The organism is Mesorhizobium sp. B2-4-17, assembly GCF_006441275.1.
Taxonomy (GTDB): Bacteria; Pseudomonadota; Alphaproteobacteria; order Rhizobiales; family Rhizobiaceae; genus Mesorhizobium.
In genome coordinates, this window is record NZ_VFUX01000007.1 from 87,855 (window position 1) to 113,235 (window position 25,381).

The 25,381-nt window shown below is 65.4% G+C and carries 25 protein-coding genes, 1 tRNA gene and 1 pseudogene; 7 read left to right on the forward strand and 20 right to left on the reverse strand.

From position 1 onward, the window contains the following. Window positions 1–8 precede the first annotated feature (8 nt). Window positions 9–1,097 carry a cysteine synthase A gene (gene cysK / locus FJ548_RS07700; RefSeq protein ID WP_140777561.1) on the reverse strand — a complete coding sequence of 363 codons (1,089 nt, stop codon included), beginning with the start codon at window positions 1,095–1,097 and terminating at the stop codon, window positions 9–11. A 255-nt stretch (window positions 1,098–1,352) separates the two neighbouring features. On the opposite strand from cysK, the gene FJ548_RS07705 reads away from it, so the two are divergent. Next, window positions 1,353–3,341: a BTAD domain-containing putative transcriptional regulator gene (locus tag FJ548_RS07705; protein ID WP_140777562.1), complete on the forward strand. Its 1,989-nt coding sequence runs from the start codon at window positions 1,353–1,355 to the stop codon at window positions 3,339–3,341. 95 nt (window positions 3,342–3,436) lie between these two features. Next, the gene (locus FJ548_RS07710) at window positions 3,437–3,616 is read left to right on the forward strand and encodes a hypothetical protein (protein WP_140610638.1); all 180 of its coding nucleotides are present in this window, start codon (window positions 3,437–3,439) and stop codon (window positions 3,614–3,616) included. Window positions 3,617–3,653: 37 nt separating this feature from the next. On the opposite strand, the gene FJ548_RS07715 is transcribed toward FJ548_RS07710, so the two are convergent. The 12 genes from FJ548_RS07715 to FJ548_RS07770 all read right to left on the reverse strand — a co-directional run bounded on the left by FJ548_RS07715 (window position 3,654) and on the right by FJ548_RS07770 (window position 15,927). Beyond that, complete coding sequence (locus FJ548_RS07715; RefSeq protein ID WP_140610637.1) at window positions 3,654–3,962, reverse strand: UBP-type zinc finger domain-containing protein; 309 nt, start codon at window positions 3,960–3,962, stop codon at window positions 3,654–3,656. Between the two features lie 64 nt (window positions 3,963–4,026). Beyond that, window positions 4,027–5,724, reverse strand: a complete 1,698-nt coding sequence (locus FJ548_RS07720) for a cyclic nucleotide-binding domain-containing thioredoxin-disulfide reductase (RefSeq protein WP_140610636.1) — start codon at window positions 5,722–5,724, stop codon at window positions 4,027–4,029. Window positions 5,725–5,903: 179 nt separating this feature from the next. After that, window positions 5,904–6,446, reverse strand: coding sequence for a cytochrome b (locus FJ548_RS07725; RefSeq protein WP_140610635.1), 543 nt, complete (start codon window positions 6,444–6,446; stop codon window positions 5,904–5,906). A gap of 288 nt (window positions 6,447–6,734) precedes the next feature. Further along, a tRNA-Leu gene (locus FJ548_RS07730) sits at window positions 6,735–6,819 on the reverse strand. 288 nt (window positions 6,820–7,107) lie between these two features. Beyond that, window positions 7,108–7,728 (reverse strand): 2,3-bisphosphoglycerate-dependent phosphoglycerate mutase, encoded by a 621-nt coding sequence (locus FJ548_RS07735; protein ID WP_140610634.1) that lies wholly within the window; start codon window positions 7,726–7,728, stop codon window positions 7,108–7,110. Between the two features lie 33 nt (window positions 7,729–7,761). Further along, a complete protein-coding gene (gene dapB / locus FJ548_RS07740; RefSeq protein ID WP_140777563.1) occupies window positions 7,762–8,604 on the reverse strand; it encodes a 4-hydroxy-tetrahydrodipicolinate reductase in 843 nt (280 codons plus the stop codon). Next, window positions 8,601–10,460, reverse strand: coding sequence for an ABC transporter ATP-binding protein (locus FJ548_RS07745; protein ID WP_140777564.1), 1,860 nt, complete (start codon window positions 10,458–10,460; stop codon window positions 8,601–8,603). Before FJ548_RS07745 ends, dapB begins: the two co-directional genes overlap by 4 nt. A gap of 132 nt (window positions 10,461–10,592) precedes the next feature. Next, window positions 10,593–11,618, reverse strand: a complete 1,026-nt coding sequence (locus FJ548_RS07750; RefSeq protein WP_140765761.1) for a glucokinase — start codon at window positions 11,616–11,618, stop codon at window positions 10,593–10,595. Between the two features lie 177 nt (window positions 11,619–11,795). Further along, a complete protein-coding gene (gene mepA, locus FJ548_RS07755; RefSeq protein WP_140777565.1) occupies window positions 11,796–12,881 on the reverse strand; it encodes a penicillin-insensitive murein endopeptidase in 1,086 nt (361 codons plus the stop codon). A gap of 121 nt (window positions 12,882–13,002) precedes the next feature. After that, complete coding sequence (locus FJ548_RS07760; protein ID WP_246678583.1) at window positions 13,003–13,887, reverse strand: SDR family oxidoreductase; 885 nt, start codon at window positions 13,885–13,887, stop codon at window positions 13,003–13,005. A 212-nt stretch (window positions 13,888–14,099) separates the two neighbouring features. Beyond that, window positions 14,100–15,254: a tRNA epoxyqueuosine(34) reductase QueG gene (queG, locus tag FJ548_RS07765; protein WP_140777566.1), complete on the reverse strand. Its 1,155-nt coding sequence runs from the start codon at window positions 15,252–15,254 to the stop codon at window positions 14,100–14,102. Beyond that, the gene (locus FJ548_RS07770; protein ID WP_140610628.1) at window positions 15,235–15,927 is read right to left on the reverse strand and encodes a glutathione S-transferase family protein; all 693 of its coding nucleotides are present in this window, start codon (window positions 15,925–15,927) and stop codon (window positions 15,235–15,237) included. Before FJ548_RS07770 ends, queG begins: the two co-directional genes overlap by 20 nt. Window positions 15,928–16,088: 161 nt before the next feature. Between FJ548_RS07770 and FJ548_RS07775 the strand changes: the two genes are divergently transcribed. Continuing rightward, window positions 16,089–16,895, forward strand: a complete 807-nt coding sequence (locus FJ548_RS07775; protein ID WP_140610627.1) for an undecaprenyl-diphosphate phosphatase — start codon at window positions 16,089–16,091, stop codon at window positions 16,893–16,895. Between the two features lie 96 nt (window positions 16,896–16,991). Here the strand turns inward: FJ548_RS07775 and FJ548_RS07780 are convergent, their stop codons facing one another. Continuing rightward, a complete protein-coding gene (locus FJ548_RS07780) occupies window positions 16,992–17,369 on the reverse strand; it encodes a YraN family protein (protein ID WP_140777604.1) in 378 nt (125 codons plus the stop codon). Further along, a complete protein-coding gene (rsmI, locus tag FJ548_RS07785; protein WP_140777567.1) occupies window positions 17,362–18,267 on the reverse strand; it encodes a 16S rRNA (cytidine(1402)-2'-O)-methyltransferase in 906 nt (301 codons plus the stop codon). Before rsmI ends, FJ548_RS07780 begins: the two co-directional genes overlap by 8 nt. Before the next feature lie 169 nt (window positions 18,268–18,436). On the opposite strand from rsmI, the gene FJ548_RS07790 reads away from it, so the two are divergent. Then, on the forward strand, window positions 18,437–18,622 hold the full coding sequence (locus FJ548_RS07790) for a hypothetical protein (protein WP_140691876.1): 186 nt from the start codon (window positions 18,437–18,439) through the stop codon (window positions 18,620–18,622). A gap of 79 nt (window positions 18,623–18,701) precedes the next feature. Here the strand turns inward: FJ548_RS07790 and FJ548_RS30335 are convergent. The 5 genes and pseudogenes from FJ548_RS30335 to rph form a co-directional block, all read right to left on the reverse strand. Then, window positions 18,702–18,815: pseudogene (locus FJ548_RS30335) on the reverse strand (transporter); the annotation flags it as partial. 273 nt (window positions 18,816–19,088) lie between these two features. After that, the gene (gene hemW, locus FJ548_RS07800) at window positions 19,089–20,252 is read right to left on the reverse strand and encodes a radical SAM family heme chaperone HemW (protein WP_140777605.1); all 1,164 of its coding nucleotides are present in this window, start codon (window positions 20,250–20,252) and stop codon (window positions 19,089–19,091) included. Between the two features lie 11 nt (window positions 20,253–20,263). After that, entirely contained in the window at window positions 20,264–20,926 is a 663-nt protein-coding gene (gene rdgB / locus FJ548_RS07805; RefSeq protein WP_140610622.1) for an RdgB/HAM1 family non-canonical purine NTP pyrophosphatase, read from the reverse strand. Next, window positions 20,926–21,336 (reverse strand): VOC family protein, encoded by a 411-nt coding sequence (locus FJ548_RS07810; protein ID WP_140777568.1) that lies wholly within the window; start codon window positions 21,334–21,336, stop codon window positions 20,926–20,928. The genes rdgB and FJ548_RS07810 overlap by 1 nt, the downstream gene beginning before the upstream one ends. A 261-nt stretch (window positions 21,337–21,597) precedes the next feature. Then, window positions 21,598–22,314 carry a ribonuclease PH gene (gene rph, locus FJ548_RS07815; RefSeq protein ID WP_140777569.1) on the reverse strand — a complete coding sequence of 239 codons (717 nt, stop codon included), beginning with the start codon at window positions 22,312–22,314 and terminating at the stop codon, window positions 21,598–21,600. A gap of 154 nt (window positions 22,315–22,468) precedes the next feature. On the opposite strand from rph, the gene hrcA reads away from it, so the two are divergent. The 3 genes from hrcA to FJ548_RS07830 all read left to right on the forward strand — a co-directional run bounded on the left by hrcA (window position 22,469) and on the right by FJ548_RS07830 (window position 25,305). Then, window positions 22,469–23,551, forward strand: coding sequence for a heat-inducible transcriptional repressor HrcA (hrcA, locus tag FJ548_RS07820; RefSeq protein WP_140691866.1), 1,083 nt, complete (start codon window positions 22,469–22,471; stop codon window positions 23,549–23,551). 79 nt (window positions 23,552–23,630) lie between these two features. Then, a complete protein-coding gene (locus FJ548_RS07825) occupies window positions 23,631–23,828 on the forward strand; it encodes a hypothetical protein (protein ID WP_140610618.1) in 198 nt (65 codons plus the stop codon). A gap of 127 nt (window positions 23,829–23,955) precedes the next feature. Then, window positions 23,956–25,305 (forward strand): sorbosone dehydrogenase family protein, encoded by a 1,350-nt coding sequence (locus tag FJ548_RS07830; protein ID WP_246673204.1) that lies wholly within the window; start codon window positions 23,956–23,958, stop codon window positions 25,303–25,305. Window positions 25,306–25,381 lie beyond the last annotated feature (76 nt).

The window sequence follows — 25,381 nt, forward strand, 5'->3', positions numbered from 1 at the left end:
GCCTCCTGTCACGCCGCCGGGAACTGGCAGCCGGGCGTCGAGCGCGACAGCGCCGTCTCCTCGGCGTCCATTTCCGCCTCGATGCCGTCGAAGAGCGGCGTCGACATGTAGCGTTCGCCGGTATCGGGCAACATGCACAGGATCACCGATCCGGCCGGCGCCTTCTCCGCAACCTGCCGCGCCACGGCGAAGGTGGCGCCGCCGGAAATGCCAGTGAAGATGCCTTCCTTCCGCGCCAATGCCTTGGCCCATTTGATGCCTTCGGGTCCGGCAACCGGCATCACCTCGTCATAGAGGCTGGCGTCGATCGCTTCCTGCAGGACGTTGGGGATGAAATCCGGCGTCCAGCCCTGGATCGGATGCGGCTCGAAAGCCGGATGACTGGCGGCGGGGGCGCCATCGGCGCCGCGCTGCTGCGCCTTGCCGCTGCCGATCAGCTGCGCATTGGCCGGTTCGGCAAGTACGATGCGGATGTCGGGCCGCTCGCGGCGCAGCACGCGCGCCACACCGACGACGGTGCCGCCGGTGCCATAGCCAGTGACGAAGCAGTCGAGCCGCGAGCCGGCGAAATCATTGATGATCTCGCGCGCCGTCGTCGCTTCGTGGATGGCGGCATTGGCGGCGGTTTCAAACTGGCGGGCGAGGAACCAGCCATTGGCCTCGGCCAACTCGACCGCTTTCTTGTACATGCCGAAACCCTTTTCGGCGCGTGGCGTCAGCACCACCTTGGCACCCAGCATGCGCATCAGCTTGCGGCGTTCGACCGAAAAGCTGTCGGCCATGGTGACGACCAGCGGATAACCCTTCTGTGCGCACACCATGGCAAGCCCGATGCCGGTGTTGCCGCTGGTTGCCTCGACGACCGTCTGGCCCGGCTTCAGCGCGCCGCTGCGTTCGGCCTCCTCGATGATGTTGAGCGCCAGCCGGTCCTTCACCGAGGCGCCCGGGTTGAAGAACTCGGCCTTCACGTAGATCGTCGCGTGCGCCGGTGCGAGGTTGTTGATGCGCACCACCGGCGTGTCGCCGACCGTGTCCAGGATGCTGTCGAACAGCCTGCCGCGCCCAGCGGTGGTCCTGATCTTTTGTTTATTCAACATCTTTGATCTCCTCGATCCTGATCGTCTTCAATTTCACGGGCCGGTTACAGACCGGCGGTTTGGGCGGCGAGTTTTCGAGACCTTGCCACGCTAGGACTGACGTGCCGGCGATGCGGCAATGGCCGCAGCCAGCGGGGAAACCCGCCTTCGGATGCGCGTTGTCGGTTTCAGTGATACACAAGAGGCCGACAGGCCAGCGTGGGAGCAGGCGTGGAAACGCACGTGGAATCCGCCCGGTCGAGGCAGGACGGCGAGATGCCGGACCTGTCCGTGCGCCTGCTCGGATCGCTGACGATCTCCCGCAACGGCGTGCCGGTGGCACTGCCGGCATCGCGCAAACTACGGGCGCTGCTGGCCTATCTGGCGCTGGCGCCGCATCCGGTCGGGCGCAGCCGCCTGTGCGAGCTGTTCTGGGATGTGCCCAACGATCCTCGCGGCGAGCTGCGCTGGTGCCTGAGCAAGCTGCGCGGTGTGCTCGACGCGCCGGAGCGGCGCCGGGTGTCTACGCAGGGCGACATGGTCGCGCTCGATCTGGACGGTTGCCTGGTCGACGCGCTGGAGATCAGCCGCGCCACGGCGCAAGGAATTGGCACGCTTGATGTGGAGCGGCTGCGGGCGCTGGCCGGGCTCTTCGCCGGCGATTTGCTCGACGAGCTGGAGCTGGAGCGCAGTCCGCTTTTCAACAGCTGGCTGATCGCCCAACGCCGCCGCTTCAACTCGTGCCACGTGGCGGTGCTGGAACAGCTCGTTGAAACCCTGCCGCCGGATTGCGACGAGACGATCGGCCATCTCGACCGGTGGGTGGAACTGGCGCCGTTCGACGGGCGCGCGCATTTGGCTCTGCTGGCCAGCATGGTCCGACGTGGCGAGATCGGCGCGGCCGAGCAGCATCTGGCGGCAACAGAACAGCTGTTTCAATCGGAGGACCTGGATTTCGCACCGCTTCGCGCGGCCTGGCGGGCGATCCGTGACCAACGGGCAAGCGCCGCGCAGCAAGCGCAGCCGGCCTGCCTGTCCTCGGCATCGCAGCTTGTCGCCACTCCAGGTGATGATGGCCCGGTCGAGCCGAGGCATGCGTCATTGGCAGTCATGCCGTTTGCCGAGGAAAGCGGCGCGCGCGGCGGACTGGCCGATGGCCTCACACACGACATCATCACCCGTCTCGCCAAGCTCAGGGATTTCTTCGTCATCGCGCGCGGATCGGTGTTCGCACTGGCCGAGAAGGCCATCGCGCCCGAGGAGGCTGGCAGAAAACTGAACGTCGACTATGTCGCCACCGGCACGGTGCGCAGCCTGACCGGCCGGGTGATCGTCGGCGTCGAGCTCGTCGAGGTGCGCACGGCCAGGATCGTCTGGGCCGAGACATTCGAGCACCGGCTCGACGACATCTTCGCGGTGCTGGACGACATCGGCGACAGCATCGTCTCGTCGATATCGGCCGAGATCGAAACGGTCGAGCGCAACCGCGCCATGCTGAAGGCGCCCAATTCGCTCAACGCGTGGGAAGCCTATCATCGCGGCCTCTGGCACATGTACCGCTTCACCCAGGCGGAAAACGAGCAGGCGCGGCATTTCTTCGCCCGGGCGCTGCAACTGGACCCGACCTTTGCCCGCGCCTATGCCGGCCTGTCCTTCACCCACTGGCAGAACGCGTTCCAGCGCTGGGGCGACCGCGACCGGGAGAGCGCGCTGGCCTTCGAGAGCGCCGGCCACAGCCTGCTGGTCGACGACCACAATCCGGCCGCGCACTGGGCCATGGGGCGAGCGCTATGGCTGCGCGGCGCGCAGGACGGATCGCTCGTCGAACTGCAACGGGCGGTGGATCTCAGCCCCAATTTCGCGCTTGGTCATTATGCGCTGTCCTTCGTCCACTCGCAGTCGGGCGATCCGCGGGCGGCGATCGGCTCCTCCGACCATTCGCGCCATCTGAGCCCCTTCGACCCGCTGCTGTTCGGCATGCTGGGCGCAAGAGCCATGGCGCATGTCCGGCTCGGCCAGTTCGAGGAAGCGGCCGAATGGGCGCTGAAGGCGGCGGCCCGGCCCAATGCGCACGCCATCATCCTGGCGATCGCCGCGCACTGCCTGGCGCTGGCCGGCCGGCTCGAGGAGGCGCGCGGCTTTGCCGCCGCCATCCGAAGGGCATTGCCGCACTATTCGAGCGAGGATTTTATCGGGACGTTCCGTTTCGAGCCCGACGCGGAAGCACTGTTCCGGCAGGGCGCGAGGCGGATCGGGCTGGGCTGAGACCGGGCTTGAGTCCCAACCAGTTAACAAAGCCGGAAGGAGTTGCTTAACCGTTCACGGTTATGTGACGCCTTGGGGGGCATGACAAAGTGAGTATGATGAGCAACAGCCCCGAAAAGCGCAACGAATGGCGTGCCATTCTTCATGTCCAGGCCCGAATCGCCGTCCTGTTCGTCCCGGTCGTGGCCAGCCTGCTGCTCATCGCGGCCCTTGCCGGGAACGACCGCAAATCCGTTCCCGACGTCGACCGCACGGTCACCGGCTCGGTGCGATAAATCGGGCCGAACCGCTTTTTCCTGGCTCTTCGAAACTTCAGTAAAACCGCGGGATCGGTCCGTTCTGCGGAGTCGTGCGGTCGCCGAGGTCGAGAAAGATCTCGTCGACAAAACACCATCCCCAGCCCTCGGGCGGATCATAGCCCTCGATGACGGGATGACTGGTGGCATGAAAATGCTTGGTGGCGTGGCGGTTGGGCGAATCGTCGCAGCAGCCGACATGGCCGCAGGTGCGGCAGAGCCGCAGATGGACCCACCACGATCCGCTCTTCAGGCACTCCTCGCAACCGAGTGCGCTCGGCGTCACGTCCTTGATCCCAGCCGCATGTTTGCATTCGTCCGCCATCACACTCTCCTGGCCAGTTGAGGCTCAATCATTTCTTTTGCGCAAATCCCCAGGGAAAGCGGCGCTACGCGCTTTCCCTGGAATTGCTCTCAGTGGCATGACTGCCGTCTCGCGCCAGATAAGCATGCAAGGCCGCGACCACCTGGGCACCCTCGCCGACAGCCGCCGCGACGCGCTTGACCGAGCCGCACCGGACGTCACCGATGGCAAACACCCCGCTGCGGCTGGTCTCCATCAGGCCGTGCCCATCTCCCAACTCCGACCCGGTGCGGATGAAACCCTTGGCATCCAGCGCCACGTTGCATTGCGCGAGCCAGTCGGTGTTCGGGTCGGCGCCGATGAACAGGAAGAGATGGCGGATTGGGCGCGTCGTTCCCTCGCCGCTGACGCGGTTGCGCCAACGCACGCTGGCAAGGTTGCCCTCCTCGCCCTCCAGCGCCTCGATTTCGGTCTCGGTCAGCACCTCGATGTTCGGCTGCGCCTTGATGCGCTCGACCAGGTAGCGCGACATGCTGGCATCGAGGCTGCCGCCGCGCGCCAGCAGCGCCACCTTGCGCGCATGGCTGGCTAGGTAGACGGCCGCTTGTCCGGCCGAATTGCCGGCGCCAACCAGCGCCACCTCCTGGCCGGCGCAAAGCCGCGCCTCGATCGGCGAGGCCCAATAATGCACCGACGTTCCCTCGAACCGCGACAGGTTGGCGACATCGAGGCGGCGGTAGCGCGCGCCGCTGGCGATCACCACGCTGCGCGTCCGCACGGTCTCGCCGTCGCCGACATCGAGCAGGTAGCGGGCGCCCGACATGTCGGGCGCGGCGCTCAGCAGCTTGGCCTCGTCGGGGATCACCATTTCGACGCCGAACTTCTGCGCCTGATTGTAGGCACGCGCCATCAGCGCCATGCCCGTAATGCCGGTCGGGAAGCCGAGATAGTTCTCGATGCGCGAGGACGCGCCGGCCTGTCCGCCGAAGGCACGGCAATCGAGCACGATTGTCGACAGCCCTTCGGACGCCGCGTAGACCGCGGCAGCGAGCCCGGCCGGCCCGGCGCCGACAATGGCCACGTCATACACCGTGTCGGCATCGATCGGCCTGACCAGGCCGATGCAGCGGGCGAGGTCCTTCTCGCCGGGGTTGAGCAGCAGCCTGCCGTTCGGACACAGTATGACCGGCAGATGATGCGGATCGACGTTGAAGCGCTCGACCAGGGTTTTCGCGCAGGGGTCGCTGCCGGAATCGAGCACCCGGTGTGGCAGGCCGCTGCGGCGCAGAAAACCTTGCAGCCGCAACACGTCGGCATTGTCGAGCGGTCCGATGATGATAGGCCCGCTGGTGGCGCTTTCGAGCAGTCCGACACGGCGCAGGATCAGCGCCCGCATGATGCGCTCGCCGAGATTGGCCTCCTGTACCATCAGGTCGCGCAGCCTCCGCGAGGGGATGACGAACGCCTCGACCGGCTCGGCGGCCTCGGCATTGACCAGCGAGGGGCGGGCCGAAAGCTGCGCCAACTCGCCGACGAAGCTGCCTGGACCGTGGGTGATGAGCGTTTCACGCCGGCCGAGCCCGCCATCCTGGGTGATGTCAACACTGCCCGACAGGACGACGATCAGGCCGGGCGCCACGTCGCCGGCCTTGACGATGTGCTCGCCGGCGGCATAGGCGCTGGCCTCGCCGAACCGGCGCATGCGTTCGATGTCGGCCTCGGCCAGCGTCGGAAACGCCTGATCGCGACGGGTCGAGAAGATCGGGTTGGTGGCTTGCGACATGGCCGCGAGCGTAGCGCCTCGCCAGGACGGTTTGAAGCGGTTTGTTCAGCGCCTAGCCGGGAGGGGAGGTTGGTTGCTGGCCGCCAAGCCATCGCGCCGCGATGACGAGATCGGGGAGACTTGAAACCAACGTCGCGATTCGCAGCCGAAGAACAATCGCCCGGGATTTGACGCCGCATTCAGGAGCCCGCCGTCTCCGGCAGCATGCGCTTGAGCACATCGTCCCTGCGGATGAAATGATGCCATAGCGCCGCCGCCGCATGCAGTCCGGCAAGAATGAGGATGAGATTGGCGCACAGGCTGTGCAACTCTCTTATGAACCGGCCCGTGTCGCGATCGGGCGCAACCGGAGCCGGAACGGTGAAAAGGCCGAAAAAGCTCAGCGCGTCACCCCTGTACCAGGTGAGCAGGATGCCGAGGACCGGAATGGCCACCAGCAGCGCGTAAAGCAGCAGGTGCGCGACCTTGGCCGCCCATCGTTCCAGTTCTGACATTTCCCCCGGCAACCCGGGCGTTCCCAGTGCCAGGCGCAGGCCGAGGCGGATCACCACCAGCGCGAACAGCAACATTCCGAACGAGATATGGAGCCACCAGACGAGCGCACGGCCGGGATCGCCGCGTGGAAAGAGGTCCGCCACATAGGTCAGGCCATAAAGCCCGATGACCAGCAGAAACACCGCCCAATGCATGGCCTTCTGCGCGTTTGTGTAGGTGGGATTCATCTGAGCCTTCCGATTTCTGCATCGTTTCCAAACTAGCCGCGATCATGTCAAAGCTTTGTCGTGCCGAGCCCTTTGGCCGTACTTGAACGACGAGCGGCGATCCTGCCTGCGAGTGTTGCAGGATCGGAAACGTGATCGCGGTCGGACGAACATTGGAACAGGGGACCTGTCAGTTCGCTGACAGTCGGTGGCGGTCCGGCAACGACGCTTCAGACAAAGAAAAAGCCCGGCGAACCGGGCGTTTTCTCTTTGGGTCTCTGAACCGTCGAACGATTCGAAACGGGAATTTGGTGCCCAGAAGAGGACTCGAACCTCCACTCCTTGCGGAACACGGACCTGAACCGTGCGCGTCTACCAATTCCGCCATCTGGGCTGGTGCGGGCTCAATAAGCGGGCAAGCGATTGCTGTCAACGCGCTTTTTTCAAGGGTAGCCGGCTCCTATGCTGTTAACGTCGGCGCTGCCCCTCACCTGCCTGCCGGCATCCTCTCCCCGTAAACAGGGCGAGGGGCGCTCTCACCGGCGATTTCGCTAATCGCCAGCGTCGCAGAAATGGCGCCAGCGTCGCGGCCAGCTTCTTTCTCCCCATTCACGGGGAGAAATGCCCGGCAGGGCGATGAGGGGCAGCGCCACGTCCATAATTGGCGGATGCGACTGACCTGTCAGCCCTCCAGCACTTCCTTCGAAGCCACGGTCGAATCGGCGTTCAGCGTGTAGATGACCGGCACGCCGGTGCCGAGCTCCAGCTTGACGATCTCCTCGCCGGACTTGCCGTCAAGCGCCATGATCAGCGCGCGCAGCGAATTGCCGTGGGCGGCGACCAGCACGGTCCCGCCGCGCAGCACATGCGGCTGCAGGTCGTGCAGGTAATAGGGCCAGACGCGGGCGCCGGTGTCCTTCAGGCTCTCGCCACCAGGCGGCGGCACGTCATAGGAGCGCCGCCAGACATGCACCTGCTCCTCGCCCCATTTTTTGCGGGCATCGTCCTTGTTGAGGCCGGAGAGGTCGCCATAGTCGCGCTCGTTCAGCGCCTGGTCGCGGATCGTCTTCAAGTCGCTCTGGCCAACGGCGTCGAGAATGTGCTGGCAGGTTTTTTGCGCCCGGGTCAGCGCCGAGGTGAAGGCGATGTCGAACTTCAAACCGCGCGACTTGAGCTTCTCACCGGCGGCCTTGGCTTCGGCGTGGCCCTGCTCGGTCAGATCAACGTCGCGCCAGCCGGTGAACAGGTTCTTCAGGTTCCATTCGCTCTGGCCGTGGCGGACGAGCACGAGAGTTCGCGACATGTTTGCTCCCTTTGGTTTTGGGGTTGGACGGTCTCAGGCGAGCCCAAGCACGTCCCGCATCGAATACAGTCCGGGCTTCTTGCCACGCGCCCACAACGCCGCCTTGATGGCGCCCCGGGCGAAGATGGCTCGGTCCTCGGCATGGTGGGCGAGGGTGATACGCTCGCCGGTGCCGGCCAGGATCACGCTGTGGTCGCCGACCACCGAGCCGCCGCGCAGCGTGGCGAAGCCGATCGAGCCGGTCTTGCGCACGCCTGTGTGGCCGTCGCGTGAACGCACGTCATTGCCGGCCAGCGCCACACCGCGCCCGGCGGCGGCGGCCTCACCCAGCAGCAGCGCGGTGCCCGAGGGCGCGTCGACCTTGTGCCTGTGGTGCATTTCGAGGATCTCGATGTCGAAATCGTCGGCGTCGAGCGCGCGTGCCGCCTGTTCGACCAGCACCGCCAGGAGATTGACGCCGAGGCTCATATTGCCCGACTTGACGATCGTCGCGTGGCGCGCCGCCGCGGCGATCTTCGCGTCGTCGTCGGCCGAGCAGCCGGTCGTGCCTATGACATGGACGATGCGTGCCTGCGCCGCGTAGCCGGCGAATTCGACGGTCGAGGCCGGCATGGTGAAATCGAGCACGCCATCGGCCTTGGCGAAGACCGGCAGCGGATCATTGCCGATCGCCACGTCGATGCGACCGACGCCGGCGAGTTCGCCGGCATCCTTGCCCAGATGAGGCGAATCCGCACGCTCGACCGCACCGATGACCCGGGCGCCCGGAATGCTGTGGATGGCGCGGATCAGCGTCTGGCCCATGCGGCCGGCAGCACCCACCACCACAAGGCCCATATCGATTGCCGGATTGTCGTTTGCTGACGTCTCGCTCATGCCGTGCTCCCGGCGATTCTTTGGGTTTCGATGTCGTGAACCGAAGTCTGGATCGGCGCGCTGTCGTCGACAAGCCCCAGGCCCTTGACGCCCTGTATCCGGTGGAAACGGGCATAGACGCTGTGCGGATCGGCCATCAGCGAGGCGTGCGTGCCCTCTTCGACCAAGTGGCCCTGTTCGAGCACGATGATGTGGTCGGCATTGACCACCGTCGACAGCCGGTGCGCGATGACGATGGTGGTGCGCCCTTCCATGACCTTGGTCAGCGCCTGCTGGACACGGGCTTCGGCCTCGTTGTCGAGCGCCGAGGTCGCCTCGTCGAGCAACAGGATCGGCGCCTGCCGCACGATGGCGCGGGCGATCGACACGCGCTGGCGCTGGCCGCCCGAGAGCGTCGCGCCGTTCTCGCCGACCGGCGTGTCATAGCCTTGCGGCTGCTGGCGGATGAAACCGTCGGCCGCTGCCTGCTTCGCCGCCTCTTCGATCTCGGCATCAGTTGCGGAGGGGCGGCCGTAGCGGATGTTGTCGCGGATGGTGCCTTCGAACAGATAGGGCGCCTGCGACACATAGGCGATGGAGCCGCGCAGCGACTGCTTGGTGACCTTGGAAATGTCCTGGCCGTCGATCTCGATCGTGCCGGACTCGACATCGTAGAAGCGCTGCAGCAACGCCACCAGTGTCGTCTTGCCGGCCCCGGAAGCGCCGACGATGGCGGTCATCTTGCCGGCGGCGGCGACGAAGCTCAGGTCCTGAAGTACCGGCATGTCCTCGACATAGCGGAAGGACACGTTGTTGAACCGCACTTCGCCCGTGGTGAAATGCGCCTCGGTTGCATCGGGCGCGTCGCCCTGCTGCGGCTCGAGGTCGAGCAGCTCGTAGATCATGCGCGCATTGACCAGCGCGCGCTCCATGCCGACCTGCATGCGCGCCAGGCGTCGCGCCGGGTCATAGGCCAGGATCAGCGCGGTGATGAACGAGAAGACCGCGCCCGGCGGCTGACCAAGGACGAGTGCCCGATAACCGGAATAGGCGATGACGGAGGTTACGGCGAGGCCGGCCAGCATGTCGGAAATCGGCGCCAGCCGTTCAGACACGCGGGCGATCTTGTTGTTGCGCTGCTCGGCCGTGTCGGCCATGGCGCCGATGTGGCGCGCAAGCGCGTCCTCCATGGTGAAAGCCTTGACGATGGCGATGCCTTGGGTGGCTTCCTGCACGGCCCCGATCAGCCGGGAATTGATCAGCACGGATTCCCGGGTGATGCGCCGCACGCGACGGGTGAGATAGACAACGGCCCAGATCAGCGGCGGTCCGATCAGCAGCGAACTGAGCGACAGGACCGGATCCTGATAGACCATGACGCCGACAAGGCCGACCAGCGTGACCGCGTCACGGCTGATGGATGTCAGCGTCAACGACAACAGGTCGCGGATGCCGCCGACGTTTTCATTGACCTGTGCCGCCAGCCGGCCTGAACGCGTGTCGTTGAAGAAGCCGACACCGAGCTTCATCAGATGCTCGAAGATGCGCTTCTGGTAGCGCGCCACCAGATTGTTACCGATCTTGGCCAGCGCGACCGCCTGGCCATAGCCGGCGAAGCCGCGCAGCAGGAAAGCCGCCATGAAGCCGGCGCAGATCCATACGATCGCGTCGCCACGCCGTTCGTAGAAGATCTGGTTGACCATCGGGGCCATGATCCAGGCGGTGAAGGCAGTCGTACCCGAAACGATCAGCGAGCACGCGATGACCATGGCATAGGTCCAGCGGTAATCACGGCTGTTTTCCGCGAGAATGCGGCGGAGCACCGCTGTGACCTGACCGGGCGTGGCCTTCTGCTTGTTTGGAGCTTGAAAAGTCAAATCGGGAGCTTCGTGGTTTCCGCCTGGGGCCGGGCTGCAATTCGGCACTCCTCTTAGCGCCATGCGGCCGGCTTGCCTATGCCCGCGGCTGATTAACTTCGTCGCGGGCAGCGCGTCCTCGAGGCGATGCCACTAGGCCTGCCAGCGCCGGCCCTCCGTCTGGACGCCGAACAGCGACGGGGTCCTGGCATAGGCGGCAAGGCCGAGAAGAGCCGCCAGCGGGTGGGTGATGACATAGACAGGCATGGAGCGCATCAATTCGCTGTGCGGCGCCTTGTCCTCGAAGGCGGCGCGGAAATTGCCAGCCTTCAGCGCCGGCACGATTTTCTGCGCGATGCCGCCGGTGAGGAAGACGCCGCCGCGACTCATGAACACCATTGCGAGATCGCCGGCCGTGCGGCCGAGGCAGGTGACGAACATCGACAGCGCTTCCTCGGCGACCGGATCGGTCTTGGCCAGCGCCGCCGCCGTGATCTCCGCCGGCGTGGTGAAGGGAGCCGGTTTGCCGTCCGCCCTTGCCACCGCCCGGTAGGCATTGACGAGGCCACGCCCACTCAGGATCTGCTCGCCCGAAATGCGGCCCTCGAGCTTCTCGATATGCGGAAAGACCTCGAAATCGCGGGGTGAGCGCGGGCCGATGTCCATGTGGCCGCCCTCGCCGGGCACCGGGATCCAATGGTGCAGCGCGTAGACCAGGCCGGCAACGCCGAGCCCGGTTCCCGGGCCAAGCACGACGCGGCCGGCATTGGGCTCCGGCGTGCCGCCGCCGATCTTTTCCATATGCTCTTCGCCCAGCGCCACGACGGCCAGCGCCTGCGCCTCGAAATCGTTGAGCACGACGATGTCGCTCAGGCCGAGGCTCGAAAACATCTGCCTCGGCTTGACGATCCACGGGCAGTTGGTGAGCTCGATCTCGTCGCCGTCGACCGGGCCGGCCACCGCCAGAACCGCCGAATTCGGACGAATGGATGAGCGGTCCAGCACCGCCGCCTGGATCGCCTCGTCGATGGTGTTGTAATTGGCGGTCTGCACGATCGTCGGCTCGCCGGCCTCGGAATTGGCGTCGAGCACAATCGAGAAGCGCGCATTGGTGCCGCCAATGTCGCCGATCAGGATCGGAAACCGCAACGACGTGTCAATATCGCTTACGCTTGGCATGCTCTCGTCCGTCTCCGGCGCCCCTGACGGCGTATCGCCGTTCTTCCGTTGACTAGCGCATGAGTTTGAAAAGGGAAACGGTTTTCGAACCCGGCAATGCGCTGAGACAGTTTCTGCGGCCAAACAGCCACTCTTTCGCGGAAAATGGCACCCTAAACCGATTGAGCGACGCGACGATCAGTTCGCGGGCGGGCGTGGGCGCGGCACCGGCACGCCGACCTCGGGCGTCGTGAAAGCGTTCACCGCGCCTGGCAAGCCGGCCGTGCCGCTGGCCGTGGTGGCGGGCGGTGAAGGCGCTTCCGGTTCGGGCGCAGCGACCGCGACGGCGTCGCCACGGTAGGTCGCCGCCTCGGCCGATTCCGGCCCAGGCGCGTCGAGCACGAACTGGCATTGCTTGGGCAGGTTCGCCATCGTCATCAGGTCGCGGGCTTTGGGCGCATCCGGATTCTTGTTGGGCCGCCATGGCTCCTGCGTGAACCACCAGGCCAATGGCTTGCCGCAGCCGTCATCGGTCGGGGTCGCTTCCTGCCCCTTGCAAGCGGGCGAGCCCGGTTGGCAGCCGATGCGGATGTGGAAGTGGTAGTCATGGCCCCAGAACGGCCTGATCTTGCGCAGCCAGGAGCGGTCGCCGGTGACGGTGTCGCAGAGCTTTTTCTTGATGCCCGGATTGACCAGGATGCGCTCGACTTCCGGGTAGCTCGCGGCGCGCTTCAAAAGTCGCGTATGCATCGGCTTCCACAGCGCGTCGTTCACCAGATGGGTCTTTTCATCGACCATCAGGGTGGCGCTGATGTTTTCGCGTTCGCTGGGGGTGAGCTTGCGGTCCGGCATCGGCGTCAACCAGATGTCGGCGTCAAGGCCGATCTGGTGCGAGGCATGACCGCTCAGCATCGGGCCGCCGCGCGGCTGCGAAATGTCGCCGATCAACAGGCCCGGCCAGCCGTCGGACGCCGCGTCGCGCGACAATTTCTGGATCAGCGCGATCATCGCCGGGTGGCCCCAGCGGCGGTTGCGCGAGGGCCGCATCACCTCCCAGTTCATGCCGTCCATGGGCAGCGCGACGCCGCCGGCAAAGCAGCCCTTGGAATAGAAGCCGAAGGATTGCGGGGCGGTCACTGTGGGCAGTTTCGCGGCGCCGAACAGGTCTTTCGCGCGCTCCTCGGCGGAGCCCGGTTTGGTTGTAAGGCCTGTGAGCAGAAGCAGGCCAAGCGCAGCCGCCAGCAGTGATTTTTTGCCCAGGGACGACCGCGTCGCTGTCTTCATGAACCGGATCCCACCACAATCCAAGCCCGAATCATAGCACGCCGCGCCCGGGGTTTCGATCGCTCTACCTCTTGGCGCAATTCCGGACGGAAAGCCGTTTCACACTTTTCCTGGAATTGCCCTAGCCCTTCATCGGGCTGCGCGGCTCGCCGTCGCGCCAGTCGCCGCTTGCCCACATATGGTCGAAGGCGGCGCGGTAGTCGGGAAAACGAAAGCTGTAGCCGGCGGCCTTGATCGCCGCATTGGTGACGCGCTTGTTCTCGCCATAGAAGGACCGCGCCATGGGCGAAAGCTGGGCGGTCTCGAAGGGAATTTCGGGCGGCGCCTCGACGCCCATCAGCGAAGCCGCATAAGCGACGACATCCTGCGGCGGCGCCGGCAGGTCGTCGGTGACGTTGAAGATGCCGCCTTTATTGCCCTTGATGAGCTGCCACAACGCGCCTGATATGTCGTCGCAATGGATGCGGTTGAACACCTGGTTCGGCTTGACCAGCCGCCTGGCGGTGCCGTTTTCCAGATTGACCAGCGCATTGCGGCCCGGGCCGTAAATGCCGGACAGCCGCAGGATTGCCACCGGCCGGCCGATATCCCCGCCGAGTTTCAACCAGTCCTGCTCGGCGGCCACCCGCATGACCGAGCGTTTCGAGACCGGGCGGCACGCGGCCGTTTCGTCGACCCAGGCGCCGCCATGATCGCCATAAACGCCGACCGTGGAAAGATAGCCGATCCATTGCAGCGCCGGCATTCGGGCGATTGCCACGCGGGCGGCTTTCAATACGGGATCGCCGTCAGCTTCCGGCGCGATCGAGATCACCAGATGCGTGGTTTTCTCCAGCGCTTCGCCGATTTCATGCGTCAGCGCGCCATCGAACAGCAGCGGGGCGATGCCGGCCTGGCGCAGCGCTTCGAATTTGTTGGCCGAGCGCGTCGTGCCGAAAATCGTGGCTGTCCCGGTGTCGGCGCTTGGGTCATCGGAAACAAGATTCTTACGAAGTGGGACCCCCACCCTAACCCTCCCCACAAGGGGGAGGGAATGCTGCCGCGCGACATTTTCCATAAGGTCAGGCGAGTCTGAGGTCGGCACCGACAGAAATCCCCCTCCCCCGTGTGGGGACGGTTTAAGGGTAGGGGTATTCGCAGCGAGCAACCCTTGCGGGCCGGCGCGGGCAAAAGCCTTGCCCGAATAGCCGGCGCCGAAGATGAATATCCGCTGTTCACTCATGCCTGCGTCCTGTCCGGCCGCGCCAGACGCCATTCGTCGCGCACGGCGCCATCGCTTTCCGTCTTCAGGCCGGTCGCGGCCCGCTCGGAATATTCGGCCTCGGACACAAGCCGCGCCAGCGCCCAAATTGCCGCGCCCCGCACCAGGGGCGAGGCATCGCCGAGCAGCGCGCGCACGGCGCCGGCAAGCGCGGCATCGCCGGAATTGCCGGCGGCGATCAGCACGTTGCGGACAAAACGGTCGCGGCCGATGCGCTTTATCGGCGAGCCCAAGAAGAAGGCGCGGAAGGCGGCGTCGTCCAGTTCGAGCAGTTCGGCGAGCGGCGGCTCGCGCAGATCGTCGCGGGCTGCGAGCTTGGCCTCCGAAGCCGCGCGGGCGAACTTGTTCCACGGGCAAGCGGCGAGGCAGTCGTCGCAGCCATAGATGCGGTTGCCGATTTTCTCCCGAAATTCATGCGGGATCGGCCCCTTGTTCTCGATGGTGAGGTAGGAGATGCAGCGCCGCGCATCGAGCCGGTAGGGCGCGGGGAAGGCGTTGGTCGGGCAGGCGTCGAGGCAGGCGCGGCAGGAGCCGCAGTGGTCGATCTCGACCCGGTCCGGTGCGAGTTCGGCCGTGGTGAAGATGGTGCCAAGGAACAGCCAGGAGCCGTGTTGGCGGCTGACCAGATTGGTGTGCTTGCCTTGCCAGCCGAGCCCGGCGGCCTCCGCCAGCGGCTTTTCCATGACCGGCGCAGTGTCGACGAAGACCTTCACGTCGCCGCCGGCGCGCGCCACGATCTTGCCGGCGATCTCCTTCAGCCGTCCCTTCATCACCTCGTGATAGTCGCGGTTCCTGGCATAGACGGAGATCGCGCCCCGATCGCGCTTGGCCAGCACGTCGCGCGGATCACGATCCGGGCCGTAATTCATCGCCAGCACGACGATCGAGCGCACTTCGGGCCAAAGCGTCGAAGGCTCGCTGCGCCGTTGCAAAGTCTCGGCGATCCAGCCCATCGAGCCGTGAAAACCGTTCGTGACGAATTCGGCCAGCCGCGCCGGTGCCAGCGGGATGGCATTTGGGGTGGTGACCGCGACGGCATCGAAGCCGGCGCGATGCGCCTCGCGGTCGATCAGCGCGCGCAGGGGTTCTTTCCTAGAAATCGAGGTCCGCATAATGCGACACCGGCGACAGGCCGCGCACACGGTCGGTCAACAGCGGCCGGAAGGAGGGCCGCGACTTCACCCGCGTATACCATTCGCGCGCCGCGGCGTGTTCGCGCCAGTCGATCTCGCCGAGATAGTCGAGCACCGAAAGCGTCGCGGCCGCCGCGAGATCGGCATAGGTGACCCGGCCACCGGCCAGCCAATGGCGGGTGCCGGCCAGCCAGTTGGTGTATTTCATGTGCTGGCGGATGTTGGCGCGCGCCGCACGGATCGCGCCCGAATCCGGCGACCCGCCGCCCGCCGTTTCCGGCATGATCGGCTTCAGCACGCGTTCGCGCACCAGATGCCGTGTGATCTCGCTTTCGGCCTTGTTCAAGTACCAGTCGATCAGCCGGCGGATTTCGGCGCGCTGCATCGGGTCCTCGGCGAACAGCCGCTTGTCGCGCTTGAGCACGCCGCGCGTCTCATCGAGATATTCCGAGATCACCGTCGCGCCGACGATCGGCACGTCGCCCTCGGCCAGCAGGATCGGCAAGGTGCCGGCCGGGTTGAGCGCCAAAAACTCCTTGCGCCGCGTCCACGGCTTTTCCTCGATCAGCGCCAGCTCCTCGCCATACTCGCCGAAGGCGAGGCGGACGAAGCGGCAGGTTGCGAACATGGGATGGTGGAAAAGCGTCAGCATGGTTCCGCGATGATAGGGCGCACTGGCGAATCGCCGACTGCGCCGATAAGTCTTGGCGGCCCACAATTCGGGCCGTCACGGTGCTGCGACCTATAGGGGGACTTCGGCGCCATGACAAGCAAGCCCTGTTCTCTCGCCGTCTTCCTAATGCCGAGGTGGAAATGGAAAGCCAGACCGTCGTCGAAGCCCTGCTGCTCGGCCTGCTGGAGGGGCTGACCGAATTCATTCCGGTGTCCTCGACCGGCCATATCCTGCTCGCCGGGCATTTCCTCGGCTTCCAGTCGACCGGCAAGGCTTTCGAGATCCTGATCCAGCTCGGCGCCATCCTGGCTATCCTCAGCGTCTATTTCCGGCGGCTGTGGCAAATGCTGCTCGACCTGCCGCATGACCGGCTGACGCGGCATTTCGTCATCGGCATCCTCATCGCCTTTCTGCCGGCGGCGATCATCGGCGCGCTGGCGCATGACTTCATCAAGACGGTGCTGTTCGAATCGCCAAGACTGATCTGCATCATGCTGATCATCGGCGGCGTCATCCTTTTGGCCGTCGATCGCATGAACCTCAAACCGGTCTATCGCGATGTCGAACGCTTCCCTACCCGGCTTTACCTGCAGATCGGCCTGTTCCAGTGCCTGTCGCTGATCCCCGGCACGTCGCGCTCGGGTTCGACCATCGTCGGCGCGCTGCTCCTGGGCGTCGACAAGCGCGCGGCGGCGGAGTTTTCTTTCTTTCTCGCCATCCCGACCATGGTCGGCGCCTTCGCCTTCGACCTGTTCAAGAACCGCAACTTGCTGTCGTCAGCCGATCTGCCGATCATCGCCATCGGCTTCGTCGCCGCCTTCGTCACGGCGCTGTTCGTGGTTCGCTTCCTGCTCGATTACGTCTCGCGCAACGGCTATTCGCTGTTCGGCTGGTGGCGGCTGCTGGTGGGCATTGTCGGGCTGGTGGCGTTGATGATCTGGGGGTGAGGAGCGATCCGCACCCTCCGCCTTCGTCATCCACGGGTCTCCGCGACGTCGCTCCGCTCCTGCTCCGCCCGTGGATGACGAACCTGGAATGGCCCCTCAGTTCCGCCCATAAAACGCGTTCTCGACATGCACCGGCCAGCGCCAAGGCAGCACCGCGACCATGTCGAAGCGCATCGACAGCCTGCCGTAGTCGGACTGGCGCGACAGCCAGATGTCGGCCGCCGCCTCGATGCGGCGCTCGGATTCGTGGCCGATCGCCTCCATGGCTTCCATCAGCGTGCGGCGCGCCTTGACCTCGACGAACAGCACCAGGTCGCCACGCCGCGCGATCAGGTCGATCTCGCCGAAGCGGGTACGGTGGCGGCGCGCCAGGATCCTGTAGCCCTTCATGATCAAGGCAATCGCGGCCAGCCATTCGCCGCGATGGCCGCGCCGATAGGCTTTCTGGCGGCTGGCGCTCGGGCGCTCAGCCATCAGCGCGGGCATCCCTAAGCTCCAGCAGCCGCCGGTAGAGCACCTGTTTCTGCCCGCCGGTCATCTTCGCGGCTTCCGCCGCGGCCTTTGAGGCTGGCATTTCGGCGGCGAGCGAGAGCAGCAGGCGGTCGATGTCCTCGGGCTCGTCGGCCTTGGCCTCGGCGGCGCCGACGCAGACGACGATCTCGCCTTTCGGCGTGTCGGCCGCCGCGTAGTGATCGGCCAACACCCTGAGCGTGCCGATGCGCATTTCCTCGAAAGTCTTGGTCAATTCACGGCCGATCGCGGCTTTACGCTCGCCGCCGAGGGCTTCGGCCATGGCGCCGAGCGACTCGGCCAGCCGGCGCGGCGACTCGAAGAAGATCAACGTCGCCGGCACGGCTCGCAGCGCTTCCAGCCGCGCCAGCCGCTGCCCCGATTTCACCGGCAGGAATCCGGCGAACAGGAAGGCGTCCGAGGGCAGGCCGGATGCCGTGAGTGCTGCAAGCGGCGCCGACGGGCCGGGGATCGGCACGACGCGGATGCCATGGTCGAGCGCTTCGCCAACCAGCCGATAGCCGGGATCGGAGACGAGCGGCGTGCCGGCGTCGGAAATCAGCGCAACGCTCCGGCCGTTCTCAAGGGCCGCGATCAGCTTCGGCCCGGCCTCGCCGGCATTGTGCTCGTGATAGGCCGTGGTGCGCCGGCGAATGCCGTAACGGTCGAGCAGCACGCGCGACACCCGCGTGTCCTCGCAGGCGACGATGTCGGCGGCGGCCAGCGTCTCCAGCGCGCGCAGCGTGATGTCGGCGAGGTTGCCGATCGGCGTCGCCACCAGGTAGAGCGCCGGCTCGAGCGGACGGGCCGCGATCTCGGTCTGCCCGACCACATAGCTGCGCTTGCCCGTCTCGCCAATCAATGATGCCGTCTCCGTTCAGCCCTGTTTGGCCTGCCAAAATCATATTTGGCATGGCTGGCGCGGGCTTGCAAAACTCACGTCGATGTAAGGTAGCCGCCATTCCTTCGCCACAGTAGGGAACGAAACCGGATTTGGCGGATTTAGCCCCTGATTCCCTAGGGAGGACAGGATGGAAAGCCTGACGATACAGGACGCTTTCGCGCCCTACTATGCCGGTCGCAACAGCGCCCCCCTGCCCAGGGACAAGCGCCTGCCTGCCGAAGACGAAGCCAGCCTGAGCAAGCGGGCCGCCAGGGCCTTGCCCACAAACGCCAGGCTTTCCAACAACAAACCAGACAGCACGACGGAGCACTGACCGAACGATGCCCAATCGCTTCGATATTTTCATCACCCGTCTTGAAACGAAAAGCGCCCGAGAAGGCGTGCCCCCACATCCGATCGGCGACCAGCACCGCGCCCGCCGCGACAAGGCGGACGCCAAGCCGGTTCGCGCTGGTGAATCGCACGCCGAGAAAGATCGCGCCAAACACCGCCACAAGCACGACGCTTGAATAACCTTCGCCACCTTCGCGGTGAGCGCGAAGACCGCCCTCACTTCGTCATCCTAGGGCGAAGCAAGGAGCGCAGCGACGCGGCGCAGACCCTAGGATCCATGCCATGACATCAAGCCGTTGCAACGGTGCAGAAATCTGGTCCGTCGCATCCCTCGACAAAGGCCGCGGCATGGATCCTCGGGTCAAGCCCGAGGATGACGAAAGCGTGGTTGCTCGGCCGCGTTTCTCATCCACTTTTTGCGTTCGGTGACTTTCGGGGATCATGCTCTACCGCGCCAGATCCGCCACCACGGCATCCAGCACGATCATGCCGGCCGGCGTGGCGCGCAGGCGGGCATTGCCGATCGGCGCCACCAGCCCTTCGCCCTGCAGCACCGACAGCCGCGCGCTCGACAGGCCGCGTCCGGAAAACGCCTCGTAGCGCGACAGGTCGATGCCCTCGGCGAGCCTCAGCCCCATCAGCAGGAATTCGTCGGCCTCTTCCGAGCGCGTCAGGATCTCGCCGCCGGTGACGCCATGGCCCTTGGCCTCGACCAGATTGGCCCAGGTCTCCGGCATCCTTTCGGCGATGGTCACCACCCGGTGGCCATTCTCGACGAAGCGGCCATGCGCGCCGGGGCCGACGCCGACATATTCGCCGTAGCGCCAGTAGGTCAGATTGTGCCGGCTTTCGGCGCCCGGCCGGGCGTGGTTGGAAATCTCGTAGGCCGGCAAACCATGCGCCGTGGTGATCTCCTGCGTCAATGCGTAGAGATCGGCGGCATGGTCGTTGTCGGGAATGATGAACTTCTTCGCCGCGTGCAGCGCGTGGAACGGCGTGCCTTCCTCGATGGTCAATTGATAAAGCGACAGATGGTCGGCGGCATGGCCGATCGCCTGTTCGAGCTCGGATGCCCAAGCCTCAGGTGTCTGACCGGGCCGGGCATAGATCAGGTCGAAGGACAGGCGCGGAAAGATCTCGCGCGCCAGGCCGATCGCATGCAGCGCTTCCTCGACATTGTGCAGGCGGCCGAGGAAACGCAAATCCTTGTCGTTCAGCGCCTGCACGCCGAGCGAGACGCGATTGACGCCGGCCGCGCGATAGCCGCGGAACCGCTCGGCCTCGACCGAGGACGGATTGGCTTCCAGCGTCACCTCGATGCCATCCGGCACCGTCCAGTTCTTCGCCACCGCGTCCAGAACCCTGGCCACCGTTTCGGGTTTCATCAGCGACGGCGTGCCACCGCCGAGGAAGATGCTGGTCACCTCGCGCGAGCCGGTGCGCTGGCGCATCGTTGCCAGTTCCGCCTCGAAGGCGTCGGCAAAGCGCTCCTGGTCCACCGGCTGGTGGCGGACATGGCTGTTGAAGTCGCAATACGGGCATTTGGCCGCGCAGAACGGCCAGTGGACATAAACGCCGAAACCGGGCGTCCGGTCGAGCGCCATGCTCATGCCGGTCCCAATCATTGCGCGCCCAGCCTGGCGCGGGCGAATTTCTGGAAAGCGCGGGCGCGGTGTGACAAAGCGGTCGCCTGGCCGGGCTTCCAGCCGTGTTTTTCCTCGGCGCTCATCTCGCCAAAGGTCTTTTCGAAGCCATCGGGCAGGAACACCGGATCATAGCCGAAGCCGAGCTCGCCGCGCGGCGGCCAGACCAGCGTGCCTTCCACCTCGCCGCGATAATATTCCGCCTCGCCATCAGGAAAGGCCAGACAAATGACGGCGACGAAGCGGCCCGTTCGCCGCGACGGCTCGGCCGCGCCGACTTCCTGCAATGCCACTTCCGTGCGCTGCATGGCCATGGCGAAATCGCGCGTTCCCTCAGGGGTTTCGGCCCAGTTGGCGGTGTAGACGCCGGGCGCGCCGTCGAGCGCGTCGACGCACAGGCCGGAATCGTCCGACAGCGCTGGCAGGCCGGTCGCCTTTGCGGCGGCCAGCGCCTTGATGTAGGCGTTCTCCTCGAAGGTGGTGCCGGTTTCGTCAGGTTCCGGCAAGCCATAATCCTTGGCCGATTTCGCTTCGAAGCCGAACGGCCCCATCAGGTCGGCGAATTCGCGCAGCTTGCCGGCATTGTGGCTGGCGACGACGATCTTCTTCCCATCAAGCGTATGAACGGTCGGCGAATGCATCAAAGGCCCCAGATTCTTGGCTCGGCGAACTCGATCGAATTGCCCGAGGGGTCGCGTATATAGATCGAACGGCCACCTTGCGGCCATTCGAATTCGCTTTCTATGGCGATGTTTTTCGCCTCGAGATGCGCTCTCCAGCGGGTGATCTCGTCGGTGGTTGCCGCGAAGCAGAGATGACCTTCGCCGATCGTGCCGTGCGGCGGCACTTTCAGCTTGGCATCGGGTGCGGGCGGGATTCTGGTCGCCTCGGCGTTGAAGATCAGCAGCACGCCGGGTCCGCAGCGGAAGAAGAGATGGCGGCCGTCGACCTTGCCGAGCAGGTCAAGGCCGAGAATATCGGTGTAGAAGGTTTCGGCGGCAGTGAGATCGGCGACGTAGAGGGCCGATTCCAGGATCGCGGAGGGTGTCACGAGGCACCCCCCTCTGGCCTGCCGGACCCGGCCCTACGCTGTCGCTCCGGGCGTTCGTTGTTCGGAAAGCCAAGCAATTGGCTTCCCGTCCGCTGCGCGGACCACTCCTCACCCTCCGCAAGGGGGGAGATCAGCAGTTTCAGCGTCACCGCACCCCTTGCGCCATTGATAGTTGGCGAAGGCAAACCAGACATCCGATCTCCCCCCTTGAGGGGGAGATGCCCGGCAGGGCAGAGGGGGGTGAAGCTCGGCATTTGAAAACTACGCCACCGCCATCTGCTGCAAACTCACCAGCCGCGAGATACCTTTCTTGGCCAGGCCCATCAGGGCGGCGAACTGGTCTTCGGAGAAGGGCTCGCCCTCGGCGGTGCCCTGGATCTCGACGATGCCGCCCTTGCCGGTCATGACGAAATTGGCGTCGGTGCCGGCCGAGGAGTCCTCGAGATAATCGAGGTCGATCACCGGCCGGCCGTCATGGATGCCGCAGGAAATCGCCGCGACATGGTCCTTCAGCACCTTGGAAACACTGGCCATCTGCCGCGCTTCCATCCAGCGCAGGCAGTCGTACAGCGCCACCCAGCCGCCGGTGATCGAGGCAGTGCGGGTGCCGCCATCGGCCTGGATGACATCGCAGTCGACGGTGATCTGCTGTTCGCCCAGCGCCTGCAAATCGACCACGGCGCGCAATGAACGGCCGATCAGGCGCTGGATCTCCAGCGTGCGGCCGCCTTGTTTGCCGGCGGAGGCTTCGCGGCGCATGCGCTCGCCGGTGGAGCGCGGCAGCATGCCGTATTCGGCCGTCACCCAGCCCTTGCCGGAATTGCGCATCCAGCCGGGAACCTTCTCCTCGAGGCTTGCCGTGCACAGGACATGGGTGTCGCCGAACTTCACCAGGCACGAGCCTTCGGCGTGCTTGGAGACGCCGCGCTCGAAGGAGATGGCGCGCATTTCGTCGAATTGGCGTTTGGAGGGGCGCATTCGGCCTGCTTTCTATCAGTTTTGAAATCGTGGCCGGCTTTTAGACGCATGGGGGGCAGCGCGCAAAGGAAAACGGTCCGGGTGATCCGACGCAGACACTGGTTGCGCGCGCCGCGCCGAAGTCTATATCCTCAGCAAGGAGGTTTTCGGCCGAATGACCAAGGCAATCGATCCCGGTTCGCAGCCGCTTGCGCTTCAATCGCTCGACATGCGCTCACGCGACATCTTCCGGCGCATCGTCGATTCCTATCTCAGGGACGGCGAGCCGGTGGGCTCGCGCAGCCTGTCGCGCATCCTGCCCTCCTCGCTGTCGCCGGCGACCATCCGTAATGTGATGAGCGACCTCGAACATCTCGGGCTGATCTACGCGCCGCACATCTCGGCCGGCCGGCTGCCGACCCAGGCCGGCCTGCGCTTCTTCGTCGACGCCTTCATGGAGCTTGGCGACCTCTCCGACGAGGAGCGCCGCACCATCGAGGCGCAGGTGCGGGCATCGGGCTCGGGCGCGACGCTGGAGCATATGTTGACCGAGGCCAGCCAGATGCTGTCGGGCATGTCGCGCGGCGCCGGCCTGGTGCTGGCCGCCAAGAACGAGGTGGCGCTGAAGCATATCGAGTTCATCCAGCTGGAGCCGACCAAGGCGCTTGCCGTGCTGGTGTCGCAGAATGGCGACGTCGAGAACCGTGTCGTCGACCTGCCGGCGGGCATCACCGTCTCGCAACTGCACGAAGCCTCGAATTTCCTCAACGCGCATATTCGCGGCCGCACGCTGGCCGAGGCGCGCAGCGAGATCGCACGCATCAAGGAAGAGACGAGAGCCGCACTCGACACGCTGTCGCAGGACCTCGTCGAGAAAGGGCTGGCGGTATGGGCGGGCGCGGAAAGCGGCCTGCCGGCGCGGCTCATCGTACGCGGGCGCGCCAATCTGCTCGAAAACGTCACCGCGCAGGCCGACATCGAACTGCTGCGGCATCTGTTCGAGGACATGGAGACGCAGGACGGATTGATTCAGCTGCTCGACCTTGCCGAGCAGGGATCGGGCGTACGCATCTTCATCGGCTCGGAGAACAAGCTGTTTTCGCTGTCGGGCTCATCGCTGGTGGTCGCACCCTACCGGGACAAGGATGCCCGCGTGGTCGGCGCGCTCGGCGTCATCGGCCCGACCCGGCTCAACTATGCCCGTATCGTGCCGATGGTCGACTATACGGCGCAGCTGATATCCCGCATGCTGCGGTAAGATATTTCGGCACGGCCTACGGGATGTCGACGCACCTTCGAGTGCGGCACCGAACGAACAGGCCGCAAGGAGAAAAACAATGGCGCTCGAATCGTTCAAGGCCCAGATCAGCTTGCTGCTGGAGGAGATGGTCAACCAGCCGGAAGACGCGCATGAAGTGCAGGAGCAGCTGCGCGAAAAACTGCGCGAGATGCGCGCCATGGGCCTGCCGCTACCGGCCGATCTCGTCGAACTGGAAAGGCGCCTCGACAGCGACCTCGACGCCACAGAGGCCTGACCGCCGCTCCGGCGCCGCTTCAACTCGACGTGTGGCGTGGAACAATCGCGATGGTCAGCCGTTGCCGCTGGCCGTGGCAACCGATTGCCGACACGTTGCGGAGGATCCCATGATCCGATTTGCTTCAATGGCCGCCATCCCGGTTGGCCTTGTGATTGCCAGTTCGGTCTTGGCCGCCGACCAACCGGTCCTAAGAGGCGCGGCCGCCTTCGGCGACTGGCGCGCCGACGAACCCGGGGTGCGCCGGCTGATCAAGCCGGAAGACCTGCCGAAACCCTATGCCACCAAATCGGCCTCGAACAGCGCCGGCCTTGCCGACATGCCGGCCGATACAAAGCCACGGCTGCCGCCCGGATTCTCGGCCGAGCTGATTGCGTCCGGCATCGACAATCCGCGCGTCGTGCGCATCGCGCCGAATGGCGACCTGTTCGTCGCCGACAGCGAAGCCAACCAGCTTCGTGTCTACCGCCTGGCTCCAGGCAGCGCGAAACCCGCCGAGAAAAGCATCTTTGCCGGCAAACTTAACCAGCCTTATGGGGTTGCTTTCTATCCGCCGGGCAACGACCCGCAATGGGTCTATGTCGCCAACAGCGACAGCATCGTGCGCTTCGCCTACCGCAAGGGCGCGCTGAAGGCCTCCGGCAAGCCGGAGACGATCGTCGACAACATCCCCTCGAACCACCACTGGACCCGCGACATCGCCTTTTCTCCTGACGGCAAGACGCTTTATCTCTCGGTCGGCTCCGGCTCGAACATCGCCGAGGATATGAGCAGGAAGCCGGATGGCGGCCTCGATGCGTGGGTGAAGTCGGAGCCGCTCGGCGCCACCTGGGGTGCCGAGGAAGGCCGCGCCGACGTGCAGGCCTTCGATCCGGACGGCAAGAACGGCCGCATCGTCGCCACGGGCCTCCGCAACTGTTCCGGCATGACGGTGCAGCCGGCGACCGGCGTGCTGTGGTGCGTTGTCAATGAGCGCGACGCGCTCGGCGACAATGTGCCGTTCGAATATGCAACCGCTGTCAGGCAGGGCGCCTTCTATGGCTGGCCTTGGTACTATATCGGCAACAACGAGGATCCGCGCCACAAAGGCGCGCGCCCCGATCTTGCCGGCAAGGCCGATATTCCCGACGTGCTGATGCAGGCGCATTCGGCGCCCCTCAACATCGCCTTCTACGACGGCAAGGATCTGCCCGCCGACACCGGATTTCCCAAGGAATACAGGGGCGATGCCTTCGTGGCCCTGCACGGTTCGTGGAACCGCGGCAACAGGACCGGCTACAAGGTCGTCCGGCTCAAGTTCAAGGACGGCAAGCCGACCGGCGAGTACGAGGATTTCATGACCGGTTTCGTCATCTCCAACGGCGAGGTCTGGGGCCGGCCGGTGGGCGTGGCGGTGGCGAGCGACGGCGCGCTGATCGTGACCGAGGACGGCAACGGCACGATCTGGCGCGTGACCTACGGGGGCGGTCGTTCCTGACCGCGCCTCGGCGTGGTGCAATGGAATCCGGCTTCAGGGAATTCACGCGAGCCCGGCTTCGTGCGACAAGGCGCCG